Genomic DNA, 15,039 nt, shown 5'->3' on the forward strand with positions numbered 1-15,039 from the left:
AAATCAGTGCCAAATGAGTAATACACAGGCTGCGGTTAACAAGCCCATGGACACATTAAAAGTATACCAGGCACGGCGACTGCTCAACAGGCGGCCAATCACCGTACCGAATCCCAGCCAGATAATGCCGGAAATCAGATTGACGATAAACACCCCCAAACTTATGGCGGCGATGGAGTGGTTATAACCCGTGCCCGCCAGACTAAAACTGGCCACCGCGCCAAGACCCATCAGCCAGGCTTTGGGGTTGAGAAACTGTAATAACCAGCCCTGATACCAGCGCAGCGGTTTTGGCGGCGCAGCACCGACGTCCAGCTTTTCATACGCTGAGGTGGCAATCTTCCACGCGAGCCACAACAAGTACAAACTACCCGCAATTTTAAGAAATAGGTGCAACGCCGGGTAGACCGTAATCAGACTGCCTACGCCAAATGCCACCAGCAACACCATGCTTTGCATGCCGAGCATAATACCGACGAGCAACCAGATAGAACGGAGAAAACCGAAATTAGCACCAGAAGTGGTGAGTAACATATTGTTCGGGCCCGGCGTGATAGCAGCAACCCACAAAAAACCGAGCATCGATAAAAATAAGCTAAGTTCCATTTATTTGGGTACTCCGACCCGAAGAATGTGCGATAGGATTGAAGCTATCAGTGTGATATTGATCGCACAAGGCCCCTGACGAGAAAATTATTCATCTTATGCATGAATCCTTTCGCCCTCTGCGCGGAGCCAGTAATCCGCATCTGCAAACGCTGCTGCCGCGGCTGGTACGCCGGCACATGATGCTGCAACCGCACTGGCAGCGGCTGGATACCCCAGATGGAGATTTCATCGATTTAGCCTGGAGCGAAGACCCGGCGCAGGCGGAGCATAAACCGCGCATGGTGCTATTCCATGGTCTGGAGGGCAATTTCTACAGCCCTTATGCTCACGGTCTGCTGCATGCCTGGCGCGAACAGGGTTGGCTCGGTGTAGTGATGCATTTTCGCGGTTGTAGCGGTGAGCCAAACAAAATGCAACGCATTTATCACTCCGGTGAAACCGAAGACGCACGGTTCTTTCTCAATTGGCTGAATGATACTCACGGCGCCGTGCCAACCGGTGCGGTCGGCGTGTCGCTCGGAGGTAACATGTTAGCCTGCTATCTTGGGCAGGAAGGGACAAACTGCACGCTCAAAGCAGCGGTCGTGGTGTCCGCACCGCTGATGCTGGAACCTTGCGCTGACCGGCTGGAGCGCGGTGTATCGCGTATTTATCAGCGCTACCTGTTGGATCAGCTTAAACTAAATGCCTCGCGGAAACTGGAGAAGTACCCGGGGACGCTGCCAGTCACGCTACAACAACTAAAATCGATGCGACGCATTCGTGAATTCGACGACGCCATCACGTCCAGGGCCCACGGTTTTGCCGATGCGCTGGATTACTACCGCCGTTGCAGCGGACTCCCTATGCTGGCGCAAGTGCGCATTCCGCTGCTGATCATTCATGCCAAAGATGATCCCTTTATGACCCCGGAAGTCATCCCCTCTCTCGCTGATTTACCGCCAGGCATCGAGTATCAATTAACCGAACACGGCGGCCATGTCGGGTTTGTCTCCGGTAACCTGCGTAACCCGAAAATGTGGCTGGAACAGCGCATTCCGGCCTGGATAGCACCCTATTTAAAGAATTAAAGGAATTTGAGTTGTGATTATTCCCTGGCAAGAACTGGATACTGAGATCCTAACCAGCGTGATTGAAGCTTTCGTACTGCGCGAAGGTACTGACTACGGCGAGCAGGAGCGTTCACTCGAGCAGAAAGTGGAAGATGTACGCCGCCAGCTGAAAAGTGGCGATATCCTGCTGGTATGGTCCGAACTGCACGAAACACTGAACATCATGCCCCGCAGCCAATTCCGGGCGGGAGAGGAAGAACGCCAGAACGACTGGAACTGAAACAAAGATAAACAGCAACGCGACAAGCCGCGTTTGATTTGTAATCGAATGAATAAATATGTTAGTTAATAGATTAATTATGCCTCGATTTTGTCACGACTTTTGGGCGCAGTAGCGTCACCATTACTATGGAGTCATCAGCCCTATGTCAGCCAAACATCCCGTGATTGCTGTCACCGGTTCGAGCGGTGCAGGCACTACCACCACTAGCCTGGCGTTTCGTAAGATATTCCAACAGCTTGGCCTACGCTCTGCTGAACTGGAAGGCGACAGTTTTCACCACTTTACCCGCCCGGAAATGGACGCAGCAATCCGTAAAGCTCGTGATCTGGGCCGCCACATCAGCTATTTCGGCCCGGAAGCCAATGACTTTGGTTTACTGGAACAAAGCTTCAAAGAGTATGGTGAAAATGGCAGTGGCCGTTCCCGTAAATACTTACATACTTATGACGAAGCGGTTCCTTATAATCAGGTGCCGGGCACCTTTACGCCGTGGGAGGCACTGGAAGAACCGACCGACGTATTATTCTATGAAGGACTGCACGGCGGCGTAGTGACCGACAAAATCGATGTCGCCTCTCAGGTAGATTTGCTGGTCGGCGTGGTGCCGATTGTTAACCTCGAGTGGATCCAGAAACTGGTACGTGACACCGGTGAACGGGGCCATTCGCGTGAAGCAGTCATGGATTCAGTGGTGCGTTCAATGGATGACTACATCAACTACATCACCCCACAGTTCTCCCGCACGCACATCAACTTCCAGCGCGTACCGACGGTAGACACCTCCAACCCGTTCGCTGCCAAGGCCATCCCTTCACTGGATGAAAGCTTTGTAGTGATTCACTTTCGCGGGCTGGACGATATAGATTTTCCTTATCTGCTGGCGATGCTGCAAGGTTCGTTTATCTCGCACATCAATACGCTGGTGGTGCCGGGCGGTAAAATGGGGCTGGCGATGGAGCTGATTATGGCACCACTGGTGCAGCGCCTGATGGAAGGGAAGAAGATTAAGTGAGGAAGATGCCGCACGCCTAAGCACTGCGGCATTTAGTCACTCACTCCGGCTCAACCACTTCAAAGCTATGAGTGATGGAGGCGGCTTTACCCAGCATCAGAGATACCGAACAGTATTTTTCAGCCGACAAGGACACCGCGCGCTCAACCACTTTATCTGACAACTCTTTTCCGGTGACAATAAAGTGCAGGTTGATATGAGTGAACAGCCTCGGTGCTTCCTCACGGCGTTCAGACGTCAGTTTGACTTCGCAGTTCTGCACATCGTTGCGGCCCTTTTGCAAGATAGACACTACGTCGATGGCGCTGCAACCGCCCATCGACATCAGCAACATCTCCATCGGGCTTGGGGCTTTATCGCCCGCGTTACCGTCCATTAAAACCTGGTGACCTGACGCAGATTCACCCAAAAACGTCAGCCCTTCTACCCACTTTACGCGTGCCTGCATAATGCCTTACTCCCGCTGCTTTCATTTAAACTGAATTCTTCTCAGACTACCCTTTTAGGAAAAAACCAGCAACGTAACCCGATCGCCATCATGCTGAAGCGAGACAACAGAAGACACTCGCTCAAACCTGTGCTACAAACAGAGCCGATACATACTTTTCAGTAAATTGCGGTGATGGGTTTGTGGTTTTCATATGAAACCACGGTGTTAACAACATTTATAACGCTGTTACACTCCGACTCCCGCTTGCAGCATTACTGGACAGTTCTTATGCTAAAAGGGCGCGCATTTTTAAGACGCCGTACAGGGAACTCTGAGCCCTGTGATTTTGGGCAGCGATAATAACAGAGGATAATAACTAATGGTTCTCGGCAAGCCACAAACAGACCCTACTCTCGAATGGTTCCTGTCTCACTGTCATATACATAAATATCCGTCCAAAAGTACGCTGATTCACCAAGGTGAAAAAGCCGAAACGCTCTACTACATCGTGAAAGGGTCGGTTGCCGTCCTGATTAAAGATGAAGAAGGCAAAGAGATGATACTTTCCTACCTGAACCAAGGTGACTTCATCGGCGAGCTGGGACTCTTCGAAGAAGGCCAGGAGCGTAGTGCATGGGTTCGTGCTAAATCTGCTTGCGAAGTGGCTGAAATCTCTTATAAAAAATTCCGCCAGTTAATTCAGGTTAATCCAGACATTCTGATGCGTCTTTCTGCTCAGATGGCGACTCGGTTGCAAGTGACTTCGGAGAAAGTGGGTAACCTCGCCTTCCTCGACGTGACGGGCCGTATCGCGCAAACTTTGCTGAGTCTGGCAAAACAGCCGGATGCGATGACCCACCCGGATGGTATGCAGATCAAAATAACCCGTCAGGAAATTGGTCAAATCGTCGGCTGTTCACGCGAGACGGTTGGCCGTATCCTCAAGATGCTGGAAGATCAGAGTTTGATCTCCGCTCACGGTAAAACGATTGTCGTTTACGGCACCCGTTGATTCCCTGAAAAACGGCGCGACAGGCAACTGTCGCGCCGTTTTTATTGGAGAATAGGGAAACCTCAAGCGCTCAACACTTTCCCAATGGCTTCCTCAAAGCGATTCATCCCCTCGCTGATGTCTGCGAACTCAATCACCAGGGATGGCGCAAACCGCATGACGTTAGGGCCTGCCACCAACATCATCAGGCCGCAGTCGGCAGCGGCTTTATGGAACTCACTGGCGCGGTTTTTATAGGCGTCAGATAACTCAGCACCAATCAATAACCCCTGACCACGGAATTCTTTGAATACGCAGTATTTCTGATTAATCGCTTCCAATGCCTGAATAAATGCCGCGCGGCGCTCGCCGATGCCAGCCAGAACCTCTGGCGTGTTGATGATATCCAGCGCAGCTTCAGCGACGGCACACGCTAACGGGTTTCCGCCGTAGGTGGTGCCATGCTTGCCGGGTTCCATCACCGAGGCCACGTCTTCCGTCGCCAACATGGCGCTGACCGGGAAACCGCCGCCGAGCGCTTTGGCCGCGGTCAGAATGTCCGGGGTAACGCCGTAATTCATGTAGCTGAACAGCTTACCGCTACGTCCCATGCCGCTCTGCACTTCGTCAAACACCAGCAAAGCCTGATGCTCATCGCACAAATCGCGCAAACCTTGCAAGAATGCCTGAGTGGCTGGCGTAACACCGCCTTCGCCCTGGACCGGTTCAACCACAATGGCGCAGGTGTGATCATCAATGACAGCTTTCACCGCGTCGAGATCGTTGAACGGTACATGCACGATGTCAGCCGGTTTCGGGCCGAAGCCGTCTGAATATTTAGGCTGGCCACCCACGGAAACCGTAAACAACGTGCGGCCATGAAATGCATTATGGAAGGCAATGATTTTGCTTTTGTACGGGCTGTGGCGGTGCGAGGCATAATAGCGCGCCAGCTTGAAAGCGGCTTCGTTGGCTTCTGCTCCTGAGTTGGCAAAAAACACCCGATCGGCAAAGGTGGCATCAATAAGCTTCTGTGCCAATCGCAGTGCGGGTTCGTTGGTAAATACGTTACTGACATGCCACAGAGTTTCACCCTGCTCATGCAAGGCTTTCACCAGCGCAGGATGGCAATGACCGAGTGCCGTCACCGCAATACCCCCGGCGAAATCGACATACTCTTTGCCCTGCTGGTCCCACACACGGCTCCCCTTCCCTTTCACCGGAATAAACTGCGCGGGTGCATAAACCGGCAAAATAACCCGATCAAAAGCGTCACGACTTACCGCTGATTTTTCTGCCATTACCTTCATCCCCTTCAATCCATTACAAGTATATTGCCATTATAAGTATATCTTCAAAACAAAACTAAATATGAAAATATAGTCATAAAATATGCATAAAAAATCACCCGCAGGCAATCGAAAACCAGCTTTTTTGAAAAGTAATTTATTATCACGAATTAACTATCTAAATCTTAAGGAAATTATCCAGCAACTGGTGACCCTGCTCGCTGAGAATGCTTTCAGGATGGAACTGCACACCGTGCAACGGCAGATGATTGTGGGCAATACCCATGATCTCGTCAGGCTGACCATCGCGTTCGGTCCAGGCGGTGAGCGTGAAACAGTCCGGCAGGCTGTCGATGTCAACAATCAGCGAATGGTAGCGCGTCACGGTCAGAGGATTGTTAAGACCACGGAAAACACTCTGTCCGGTGTGACGAATTGGCGAGGTTTTACCATGAACCGCCTGACGTGCCCGCACTACCTGCCCGCCAAAAGCCTGCGCCATGGCCTGATGCCCAAGGCAGACACCGAGGATAGGTAACCGGTTGGCAAAATGGGTGATTGCCGTAAGGGATATTCCGGCGTCGTCCGGCGTACAAGGGCCAGGGGAGATCACCAGATGGGAAGGAGCCCACTGTTCAATATCAGCGAGGCTGAGCTGGTCGTTACGTTTGACCAAAACCTCAGCGCCCAGCTCGCAGAAATATTGATAGAGGTTATAAGTAAAGGAGTCGTAGTTGTCGATCAGCAGCAGCATGGCGGTCCGGGTCTTCAGTCGATGAAAGTACCCGGCCGATTCTACCCACTTTCGTGGCTAGTTGCCGCTGTCGATTTCACTGACAACTTTCTTGAAGACATCCTTCAGCAATTTTTCGTTACCGAACGCCGCCGCTTTATTAGCTTCCAGCCAGCTCTCCTGCCCGACTTTTGACCAATGAATATCATAACCCGCATGAATAATCAGTTGCTCGAAGAAGATACGCTGTGCGCGGCCATTCCCTTCACGAAACGGGTGCAGCAGGTTGATACCGGTATAATAGTGAGCCAGTTTCTTACAAAGTCCATCAAGCGGCAGGTCCGCCAGATAGCCTTCGTCCTCCAGCGCCTGCATCAGCGCATTACCCTCTTTTTCGATATAGGCAAAGTGGCAGAAAGGTGTTTCATCTTTGTAGATGTCCATTTCGCGCAGCTCACCGGCCCAGGTATAGATATCCTGAAACAGCGTCTGATGAATGGCACAAAGATGCGGCAAACCCATTGCAGGTTGGCCCAGCGTAATCGTGGCCGCACGCAGCGCGGTAAAGGCCATTTCGGCCTGCGCCAGACGGTTAGCTTCGTGGATTTCCAGTTTATTTTTCAGCACATCAATACCAGGATAGACATACGTATCGACGCCTGCGTTCAGTTTATCGTTCATAGTGCGCCCTCAAATCTTCAAGCCGTTGAGCAATTTGCTCATCACTTAGCCTGACCTGGTCGATTTGCAATCCATCCAGCTGGCTGCTGGCCATGAAGTTGTGGTTTTGACGCTCACGGAACAACTGTTCTTTCTGTTTTAGGGTCGGTTTAGTACTCATCTCAACTCCTCTGGCATGGGTTTTTGACACCGGTCTTCCAAGGGTAAGTATAGACAGGGAAAGGCCGACGAAAAAAACCAACAAAAAGGCGCCACCGGGGCGCCTTGAAAAAACTCATATTTCAGGATGATCACTCAACGGCGATAGGCTTATCGCTGGTTTCGGTTTTCTGAGTGCCCTGAATCGTTTTAACCCGTTGCTCAAATTTACTTACCGCGGCAGCATCTGGCAGCAGCGAGTAAGTCAGTTCAAAAACTGTACTCTGCCCAGGTTGCAGCTGTTTCACACGGCCCTGCTTACGTTCGATGGTCACTGGATAGGCATAGTTAGTGCCAGGTTCAATGCCAGTGACGTATCCTTGTTTCAGTGTGTCCGTGTTTTTCCACAAGGTCAACAAAGGTAACTGATGAGTATTGAACTCAATCGACGCACCTTTGTTACCGGCTTTGTTAACTACACCTGCAACTGTTTTACCCTGTGCATCGGCGTAAGGCACCATATTGAAAACCATTTCATCAAAGTTTTTGGTCGGACCGGCGTAGGTCTGCCAGTCGTTCATGCCTTTTTTGGCATAATCATTGAAAGGTGAAATTGATTTCACCGGGGCGATGAAACGCGCGCCCTGCTCAAGGATTGGCTGGCCAAAATTGCTGTGATAGATAATCTGGTAGTCATGTGGGTAATCAGACTGGTTGGTCAGGGTGTCGTGAATAGTCCAGGAGTGACTGCCCGGCACATAACGCAGCTCGGTCCAGGTTTCCAGTTTGGCTTTCTTGAACGTGTGTTCTTTAATCAGGCCGCGCACGGTGATTTCATACGGCGCAGTATCTGAAATGTCCACGACCACTTTCGACGCTGGCGTATTGCCCGCACGGCCGTGCAGCGTATAGATCATGCCGTCAGCCACCACGGGGTGCCCGGTCCATTCGTAGCCACAGCGCACCATCATCTCGTTAAAACCTTCCAGCCAGCCCACACCGTTGCGGCTTTCCAGATTGATAAACGCCGGATTGACCACTTCATTCACCGGAGAATCCCAGCCGAGTCGGATGTTATCACCGGTAACATGAAGTAAATCCATACCGCGGGTCGGACTAAGTGCAATCGTCAGCCCTTTACTGGTGATAGTCAGGACTTTGGAGCCTTCCTGTTTACCGCCGTGCAGCACTTTCTGCTCGATGCTGAAATCAGCACCCGCCAGCTTCAGCTTTTGGCTGCTGATTTGCCAGTCACCCTTGTCCATGCCGGCTTCAGCATCGGTCAGCACGAAAGATTGCGCCGCGACCTGCCATGACATCAGCCCCATTACCACGCCTGTTACAATGATTTTTTTCATTATTTATATCCTTTGCTGAATTGATTAAGCGAAAACAGCCTAAGCCTAGTACAGCTATGCCGTAAAAATGTGACAGCTTTCAACTCACAGAGTATTGGCGCGTTTCAGGGGAGTAATTTGTGTATTGCTTCACATTTTTTAGTAAGCATTACAGTCATATCACACGGAAATAGTGATGCGTCGCAGGACCAACAAGGAAATGCTGATGCGCTTCAGCTTACTTCAGTACGTGATGCACATAAAAAACCTCGCTTCACATAAGCCAAAAACACCGGTACGCCGATGCATGAAAAATGCTCGGCCATTCTCTGCAAAGTGACAGTTTTACCCATACCGGTAGCGCCGGCAACATGACCAGATCGCGCGTCGACTTACCTTCATGTATGGCTTTGGCTATCAGGCGAGCTTCACTCATTTGATTGTCCTTTGAAATAGGGTGTAGCCACCCACTGATTAAAACCGATTAGCACGCTCAATAAGCGTCAAGTTTCCGGAGGAAAACAGACAATAAAAACCCCCCGTTAGATAACGGAGGTTCCAATAAGCCCACGAAAAAACGATACCCAAAATAATTCGATGAAATATAACGGGTATTTAAGGCAGAACTTTCGCTGACAGGATAACCACTGGCGTGGTTGGCACGTTCTGGTAAGGGCCGACGTTATCGGTTTTTACCTGAGCAATTTTATCAACGACATCCATGCCTTTGATCACTTTACCAAAGACGGCATAACCGAAATCGCGCTGACCGTGGTCAAGGAAGGCATTGTCCGCCACGTTGAAGAAGAACTGCCCGGTGGCGCTGTCTTTCTCGGCGGTGCGGGCCATGGCGACGGTGCCGCGCAGGTTACGCAGGCCATTGTCCGCCTCGTTGACGATCGGCGCATTGGTCTTCTTCTGCTGCATATCAGCAGTGAACCCGCCACCCTGGATCATAAAACCTGGGATGACGCGATGGAATATGGTGTTGTTGTAATAACCGCTTTGGGCGTAATCGACGAAATTCTTCACAGAAACCGGAGCCTTAGCACTGTCGAGTTCTACTTCGATATTCCCTGCGGAGGTAGTCAGCAGTACATGTTGTTGTGCCGCAGCCAAGGCAGCTGGCGAAATCGCAGCCAGGGACAGCAGTGCGGTGAAGGTCACTAAAGTACGTTTAAACATGACGGTTCCTTTATTCAGAATACAACCACTATACCCACAATAATTCGAGTTACAGCGAGGCGGCAACTGAATGCATCCCAGGATGCATGGCTGTACCATGTGACTGGGGTGAATAAAGGCAGCCAACAAAGCTGCACCAAAAGCAGGCGCATCTAGGCGACTTGAAGTATGACGGGTATAAACCCGTTGATTCTAAAGAGCTACTAACCATAGCGCCAGAGCTTTACTTTTATTTACGTAGCCGAGCAAGCTTATCTGCAGACCGGGTCACGCTTGGGGAAATTATGCATTTTATGACCTCTGGTCGGAACCACTGATACATTACCAGCCAGCGCATCTGTCAGAGTTTGCGCCAAAAATTGTCCACAGCGATTCTGTCCCCCTGCAACCGGGATAACGCCGCTCTTCTAGCTGTTGAAATCTACAGATTCAGTTTTATCCAGATGTATCATCGTCCGGGCAGGCTGCGTTTCGGCAATGATCACACCACGACGAACTGAATAGCGCACCGGCGTCTGCCTGCGCACCGCATCAAAACCGTTTTCGGCCGCTAAAATAACCAGACTGGCTGCATTGCCACTGTTTAGATCATAGCCATGCAGATTCATAGTACGCGCGCTGTAGGTGGTGATGAGCTTCAGACCGTCGTCAATTTGCTGATACCCCATCAATTGACAGACGTGCAGCCCCATATGCAGCACCTGCAACATGTTGGCAGTGCCAAGCGGATACCACGGGTCGAAGACATCGTCATGGCCAAAGCAGACATTAATTCCGGCTTCCAGCATCTCTTTTACCCGCGTGATCCCACGGCGTTTCGGGTAGGTATCAAACCGGCCCTGCAGATGAATATTAACCAACGGATTCGCGACAAAGTTAATACCCGACATCTTCAGCAGACGGAACAGCCGCGAGGTATATGCACCATTGTAGGAATGCATGGCGGTGGTATGGCTGGCGGTCACGCGCTCGCCCATGTTTTCACGCAGCGCCAGCGCGGCAACAGTTTCTACAAAGCGCGACTGTTCATCGTCGATTTCATCGCAGTGCACGTCGATGAGCCGGTTATATTTCTGCGCCAGCGCGAAGGTTTTATGCAGTGACTCCACGCCATATTCGCGGGTGAATTCAAAATGAGGGATCGCGCCAACCACGTCAGCACCAAGTTTTAACGCCTCCTCCAACAGGGCTTCTCCGTTCGGGTACGACATGATCCCTTCCTGCGGAAACGCCACGATTTGCAGCGTCACCCACGGCGCGACTTCGGCTTTGACTTCCAGCATGGCGTTCAGCGCGGTGAACGTCGGATCCGAAACATCCACGTGGGTACGCACGTGTTGAATTCCGTTGGCAATTTGCCATTTCAGCGTCTGCCAGGCGCGCTGTTTAACATCTTCATGAGTCAGTTGAGCCTTGCGTTCAGCCCAGCGCTCTATACCTTCAAACAGCGTACCGGACTGATTCCATGTAGGCTGACCTGCGGTTTGGGTGGTATCAAGGTGAATATGTGGCTCAATAAAAGGGGGGATTGCCAGCCCACCTTCGGCGTCGAGAATATGTTCTCCCCGCTCAATGTTTTGCGGCTGTAGGATGATTTGACGGACGACGCCATCTTCAATATCGATCTGCCATAACCCTTTACGGTCAGGCATCCGTACGTTCTTAATGGTATGCAAAGGGGTTTTCGGCACTGTTTACCTCATCAGATAAAATGAATTCCTTTGCAAACAATAGCTGAAACAGTTCACAAGTCGACTCATCACACAATCCCCTCACCCTACATTCGCTATTCTTGCAAAAATATCATCTCTAATTTAAGGATTTTTATGCGCCAAAGGATCATTGTTTGTCCATTAATTGAGTATCAAGGCACTTATCTGCTATGCAAAATGGCGGCACATAAAGGCGTATTCCCTGGCCAATGGGCGCTGTCTGGAGGCGGCGTTGAGAATGGTGAAAACATTGAAGAAGCGCTGCGGCGTGAGATACGCGAAGAGTTAGGCGAAACACTCGAACTGGAAAGAATTGAACCCTGGACTTTCAGAGATGACGTAAGAGTGAAAACCTATGAGGACGGCTCAAAAGAGGAAATCTATATGATTTATTTGCTCTTTAACTGTTGGGCAAAAAACGACCACATTGTCATCAGCGACGAATTCGAAAGCTATGCGTGGGTACATCCCGACGAGTTTGCGAGCTATGATTTGAATGAGGCGACTAAAATCACCCTGAAACAGCGGGGCTTGCTGTAGGCCTCTACAAACTCATTTAAAATCGCCAGCTTAGCTAAAAAATCATATAAATCAGCCAAATACCACCTTCGGAGTATATTGGAGGCATCTTGATTTGTATCAAGATGCCTGGTTTCACGCGCGCTATGTTGAGCCGATAGAAATCAATATTGAGGCAAACATGAGCAAAGTCAGACTCGCGATTATTGGTAACGGCATGGTCGGCCATCGTTTTATCGAAGATTTACTGGATAAAGCTGAACCGGGTCAGTTCGATATCACCGTATTTTGTGAAGAGCCGCGTGTGGCCTATGACCGCGTTCATCTTTCCTCCTATTTCTCGCACCATACAGCGGAAGAGCTGTCGCTGGTCCGCGAAGGTTTCTACGAGAGACACGGCGTCAAGGTGTTGATCGGCGAACGCGCCATCACGCTAAACCGTGAAGAAAAAGTTATTCACTCCAGCAGCGGCCGTACGCTCTATTATGACAAACTGATCATCGCCACCGGCTCCTATCCGTGGGTACCGCCGATCGCCGGCTCTGACGGCCAGGATTGCTTTGTTTACCGCACCATCGAAGATTTGCACGCTATCGAAGCCTGCGCCCGCCGCAGCAAACGTGGAGCGGTAGTAGGAGGTGGCCTGCTTGGCCTTGAAGCCGCCGGTGCCCTAAAGAATCTCGGCGTTGAAACCCACGTTATTGAATTTGCACCGGGCCTGATGACCGAACAACTCGACGTAATGGGCGGCAACCAGCTACGTCAGAAAATCGAAAGCATGGGCGTGCAGGTTCACACCGCTAAAAATACCAAACAGATCCTTCAGGGCGGCGACCGCGCGCGTAAAACCATGGCATTCGCCGACGGTAGCTCGCTGGAAGTAGACTTTATCGTGTTCTCCACCGGTATCCGTCCGCAGGACAAACTGGCGCGCCAGTGCGATCTGGACATCGCCCCGCGCGGCGGCATCGTGATCAACGACCAATGCCAGACCAGCGATCCCGACGTTTATGCCATCGGCGAATGTGCGTCATGGAACCAGCGCACTTTCGGCCTGGTGGCACCAGGCTACAAAATGGCGCAAGTCACCGCAGACCATCTGTTAGGCCGTGAAAATCGGTTCATCGGCGCGGATATGAGCGCCAAGCTGAAACTGCTGGGCGTTGACGTAGCCGGGATCGGCGATGCCCACGCCCGCACACCGGGTGCACGCAGCTATGTCTATCTCGACGAAAGCAAAGCACTGTACAAACGCCTGATTGTCAGTGAAAACAACAAAACGCTGCTCGGTGCCGTGTTGGTCGGCGACACCAGCGACTACGGCAATTTGCTGCAGCGGGTACTGAATAATATCGAACTGCCGGAGAACCCGGACGCGCTGATCCTTCCTGCGCATGCGGGCAGCGGCGGCGCAGTGATCGGCACCGATGCTCTGCCGGAAAGCGCACAAATCTGCTCCTGTTTTGACGTCACCAAAGGCGACATCATCAAAGCGGTTCAGGGCGGTTGCCACACCGTAGCAGCACTGAAATCCGTCACCAAAGCCGGTACCGGCTGCGGCGGCTGTATTCCGTTGGTCACTCAGGTTCTGAACGCTGAACTGAGCAAGCAAGGCATTGAGGTCAATCATCACCTTTGCGAACACTTCGCCTATTCGCGTCAGGAGCTGTACCACCTGATCCGTGTCGAAGGTATTAAATCCTACGACCAACTGCGGGCGAAATATGGCAAAGGCTACGGCTGCGAAGTGTGTAAACCGACCGTGGGCTCTCTGCTGGCTTCGTGCTGGAACGACTTCGTGCTCAAACCACAGCACGCACCATTGCAGGAAACCAATGACGCTTTCCTCGCCAATATACAAAAAGATGGCACCTACTCCGTCATTCCACGCTCAGCTGGCGGTGAGATCACCCCGCAGGGCTTGCAGGCGATTGGCGAAATTGCCGCTGAATATAATCTCTACACTAAGATCACCGGTTCACAGCGCATCGGCATGTTCGGCGCGCAAAAAGATGACTTGCCCGCTATCTGGCAAAAACTGATTAACGCCGGGTTCGAAACCGGCCAGGCCTACGCCAAAGCGCTGCGTATGGCGAAAACCTGCGTCGGTAGCACCTGGTGCCGCTTCGGCGTCGGCGACAGTCTTGGCTTTGGCATCAGCCTGGAAAACCGCTACAAGGGCATCCGCACGCCGCACAAAATGAAGTTTGGCGTTTCAGGCTGCACCCGTGAATGTTCGGAAGCGCAGGGCAAAGACGTGGGGATCATCGCCACCGAAAACGGCTGGAATCTGTACGTCTGTGGTAACGGCGGCATGAAACCGCGCCACGGCGACCTGCTGGCTGCGGATCTGAATAACGACCAGATCCTGCAATACCTAGACCGTTTCATGATGTTCTACATCCGCACCGCCGATAAGCTACAGCGTACCTCTGTATGGCTGGAAAGCCTGGAAGGCGGCATTGATTACCTGCGCAAAGTGATTGTCGACGACAAGCTCGGTCTTAACGATCAACTGGAAACCGAACTGGCGCGCCTGCGTGAATCCTCCGTCTGCGAATGGCAGGAAACACTCAACGATCCGGCAGCACAAACCCGCTTCACCCATTTCATCAACAGCCAACAGCGTGACCCTAACGTGCAGTTTGTGGATGAACGTCTGCAACACCGTCCGGCGCGTCCGGATGAACGTATTCCGGTAACTGTAGTAAATACCGATGAGGTAGCATTATGAGCCAGTGGCTAACACTTTGTTCCATCGACCAAATCGTGCCAGGCTGCGGCGTATGCGCTCTGGCAGGCGAGCATCAAGTGGCATTATTTCGGCCGTTCGTCGACGAGCAAATTTTTGCACTCTCGAATATTGATCCCTATGCACAGGCCAGCGTCTTGTCGCGTGGCATTATTGGCGAGCATCAGGGCGTACTATGGGTTGCCAGCCCGTTGAAAAAACAACATTTTCGACTGACTGACGGCCTGTGCCTGGAAGACGAGACTCACTCTATTGCGGCCTTTGCCACCCGCGTGAAAAACGGCAACGTACAAATTCATCTTTAGGAGCGCCAGCG

At 51.7% G+C, this 15,039-nt stretch carries 16 protein-coding genes and 1 pseudogene; 7 read left to right on the forward strand and 10 right to left on the reverse strand.

Going from position 1 to position 15,039, the window contains the following annotated elements; all coding sequences use genetic code 11:
• Positions 1-3 precede the first annotated feature (3 nt).
• Positions 4-606, reverse strand: coding sequence for a LysE family translocator (locus ACMV8I_RS15720; protein WP_498866149.1), 603 nt, complete (start codon positions 604-606; stop codon positions 4-6).
• 98 nt (positions 607-704) lie between these two features.
• Here ACMV8I_RS15720 and ACMV8I_RS15725 point away from each other — a divergent pair, with 98 nt between their 5' ends.
• The 3 genes from ACMV8I_RS15725 to ACMV8I_RS15735 all read left to right on the forward strand — a co-directional run bounded on the left by ACMV8I_RS15725 (position 705) and on the right by ACMV8I_RS15735 (position 2,956).
• Complete coding sequence (locus ACMV8I_RS15725; protein ID WP_498866150.1) at positions 705-1,679, forward strand: hydrolase; 975 nt, start codon at positions 705-707, stop codon at positions 1,677-1,679.
• Positions 1,680-1,692: 13 nt separating this feature from the next.
• Positions 1,693-1,941 carry a YheU family protein gene (locus tag ACMV8I_RS15730; protein WP_498866151.1) on the forward strand — a complete coding sequence of 83 codons (249 nt, stop codon included), beginning with the start codon at positions 1,693-1,695 and terminating at the stop codon, positions 1,939-1,941.
• A gap of 145 nt (positions 1,942-2,086) precedes the next feature.
• Positions 2,087-2,956, forward strand: coding sequence for a phosphoribulokinase (locus tag ACMV8I_RS15735; RefSeq protein ID WP_498866152.1), 870 nt, complete (start codon positions 2,087-2,089; stop codon positions 2,954-2,956).
• A 40-nt stretch (positions 2,957-2,996) separates the two neighbouring features.
• Here ACMV8I_RS15735 and ACMV8I_RS15740 read toward each other — a convergent pair whose 3' ends face one another.
• Complete coding sequence (locus tag ACMV8I_RS15740; RefSeq protein WP_498866153.1) at positions 2,997-3,404, reverse strand: OsmC family protein; 408 nt, start codon at positions 3,402-3,404, stop codon at positions 2,997-2,999.
• A gap of 361 nt (positions 3,405-3,765) precedes the next feature.
• On the opposite strand from ACMV8I_RS15740, the gene crp reads away from it, so the two are divergent.
• Positions 3,766-4,398: a cAMP-activated global transcriptional regulator CRP gene (crp, locus tag ACMV8I_RS15745; RefSeq protein WP_188474229.1), complete on the forward strand. Its 633-nt coding sequence runs from the start codon at positions 3,766-3,768 to the stop codon at positions 4,396-4,398.
• A 62-nt stretch (positions 4,399-4,460) separates the two neighbouring features.
• On the opposite strand, the gene argD is transcribed toward crp, so the two are convergent.
• The 8 genes and pseudogenes from argD to ACMV8I_RS15785 all read right to left on the reverse strand — a co-directional run bounded on the left by argD (position 4,461) and on the right by ACMV8I_RS15785 (position 11,431).
• Positions 4,461-5,678 (reverse strand): bifunctional acetylornithine/succinyldiaminopimelate transaminase, encoded by a 1,218-nt coding sequence (gene argD / locus ACMV8I_RS15750; protein WP_498866154.1) that lies wholly within the window; start codon positions 5,676-5,678, stop codon positions 4,461-4,463.
• A 166-nt stretch (positions 5,679-5,844) separates the two neighbouring features.
• Complete coding sequence (locus tag ACMV8I_RS15755; protein WP_498866155.1) at positions 5,845-6,420, reverse strand: aminodeoxychorismate synthase component II; 576 nt, start codon at positions 6,418-6,420, stop codon at positions 5,845-5,847.
• 57 nt (positions 6,421-6,477) lie between these two features.
• Positions 6,478-7,080: a putative adenosine monophosphate-protein transferase Fic gene (locus ACMV8I_RS15760; protein WP_498866156.1), complete on the reverse strand. Its 603-nt coding sequence runs from the start codon at positions 7,078-7,080 to the stop codon at positions 6,478-6,480.
• Positions 7,070-7,240 (reverse strand): YhfG family protein, encoded by a 171-nt coding sequence (locus tag ACMV8I_RS15765; protein WP_498866157.1) that lies wholly within the window; start codon positions 7,238-7,240, stop codon positions 7,070-7,072. Before ACMV8I_RS15765 ends, ACMV8I_RS15760 begins: the two co-directional genes overlap by 11 nt.
• Before the next feature lie 130 nt (positions 7,241-7,370).
• Positions 7,371-8,576 carry an aldose 1-epimerase family protein gene (locus ACMV8I_RS15770; RefSeq protein ID WP_498866158.1) on the reverse strand — a complete coding sequence of 402 codons (1,206 nt, stop codon included), beginning with the start codon at positions 8,574-8,576 and terminating at the stop codon, positions 7,371-7,373.
• Positions 8,577-8,827: 251 nt separating this feature from the next.
• Positions 8,828-8,991: pseudogene (locus ACMV8I_RS15775) on the reverse strand (helicase HerA-like domain-containing protein); the annotation flags it as partial.
• Positions 8,992-9,170: 179 nt separating this feature from the next.
• Positions 9,171-9,740 carry a peptidylprolyl isomerase A gene (gene ppiA / locus ACMV8I_RS15780; RefSeq protein ID WP_498866159.1) on the reverse strand — a complete coding sequence of 190 codons (570 nt, stop codon included), beginning with the start codon at positions 9,738-9,740 and terminating at the stop codon, positions 9,171-9,173.
• A 407-nt stretch (positions 9,741-10,147) separates the two neighbouring features.
• Positions 10,148-11,431 (reverse strand): cytosine deaminase, encoded by a 1,284-nt coding sequence (locus tag ACMV8I_RS15785; protein ID WP_498866160.1) that lies wholly within the window; start codon positions 11,429-11,431, stop codon positions 10,148-10,150.
• Between the two features lie 135 nt (positions 11,432-11,566).
• Between ACMV8I_RS15785 and nudI the strand changes: the two genes are divergently transcribed.
• From nudI to nirD, 3 genes are all read left to right on the forward strand, one after another.
• Positions 11,567-11,992, forward strand: a complete 426-nt coding sequence (gene nudI / locus ACMV8I_RS15790) for a nucleoside triphosphatase NudI (protein WP_498866161.1) — start codon at positions 11,567-11,569, stop codon at positions 11,990-11,992.
• Positions 11,993-12,152: 160 nt separating this feature from the next.
• A complete protein-coding gene (nirB, locus tag ACMV8I_RS15795) occupies positions 12,153-14,705 on the forward strand; it encodes a nitrite reductase large subunit NirB (protein ID WP_498866162.1) in 2,553 nt (850 codons plus the stop codon).
• Positions 14,702-15,028 (forward strand): nitrite reductase small subunit NirD, encoded by a 327-nt coding sequence (nirD, locus tag ACMV8I_RS15800; protein WP_498866163.1) that lies wholly within the window; start codon positions 14,702-14,704, stop codon positions 15,026-15,028. The genes nirB and nirD overlap by 4 nt, the downstream gene beginning before the upstream one ends.
• Positions 15,029-15,039: the final 11 nt, after the last annotated feature.

It is taken from the genome of Ewingella sp. S1.OA.A_B6 (assembly GCF_049889095.1).
Classification (GTDB): Bacteria; Pseudomonadota; Gammaproteobacteria; order Enterobacterales; family Enterobacteriaceae; genus Ewingella.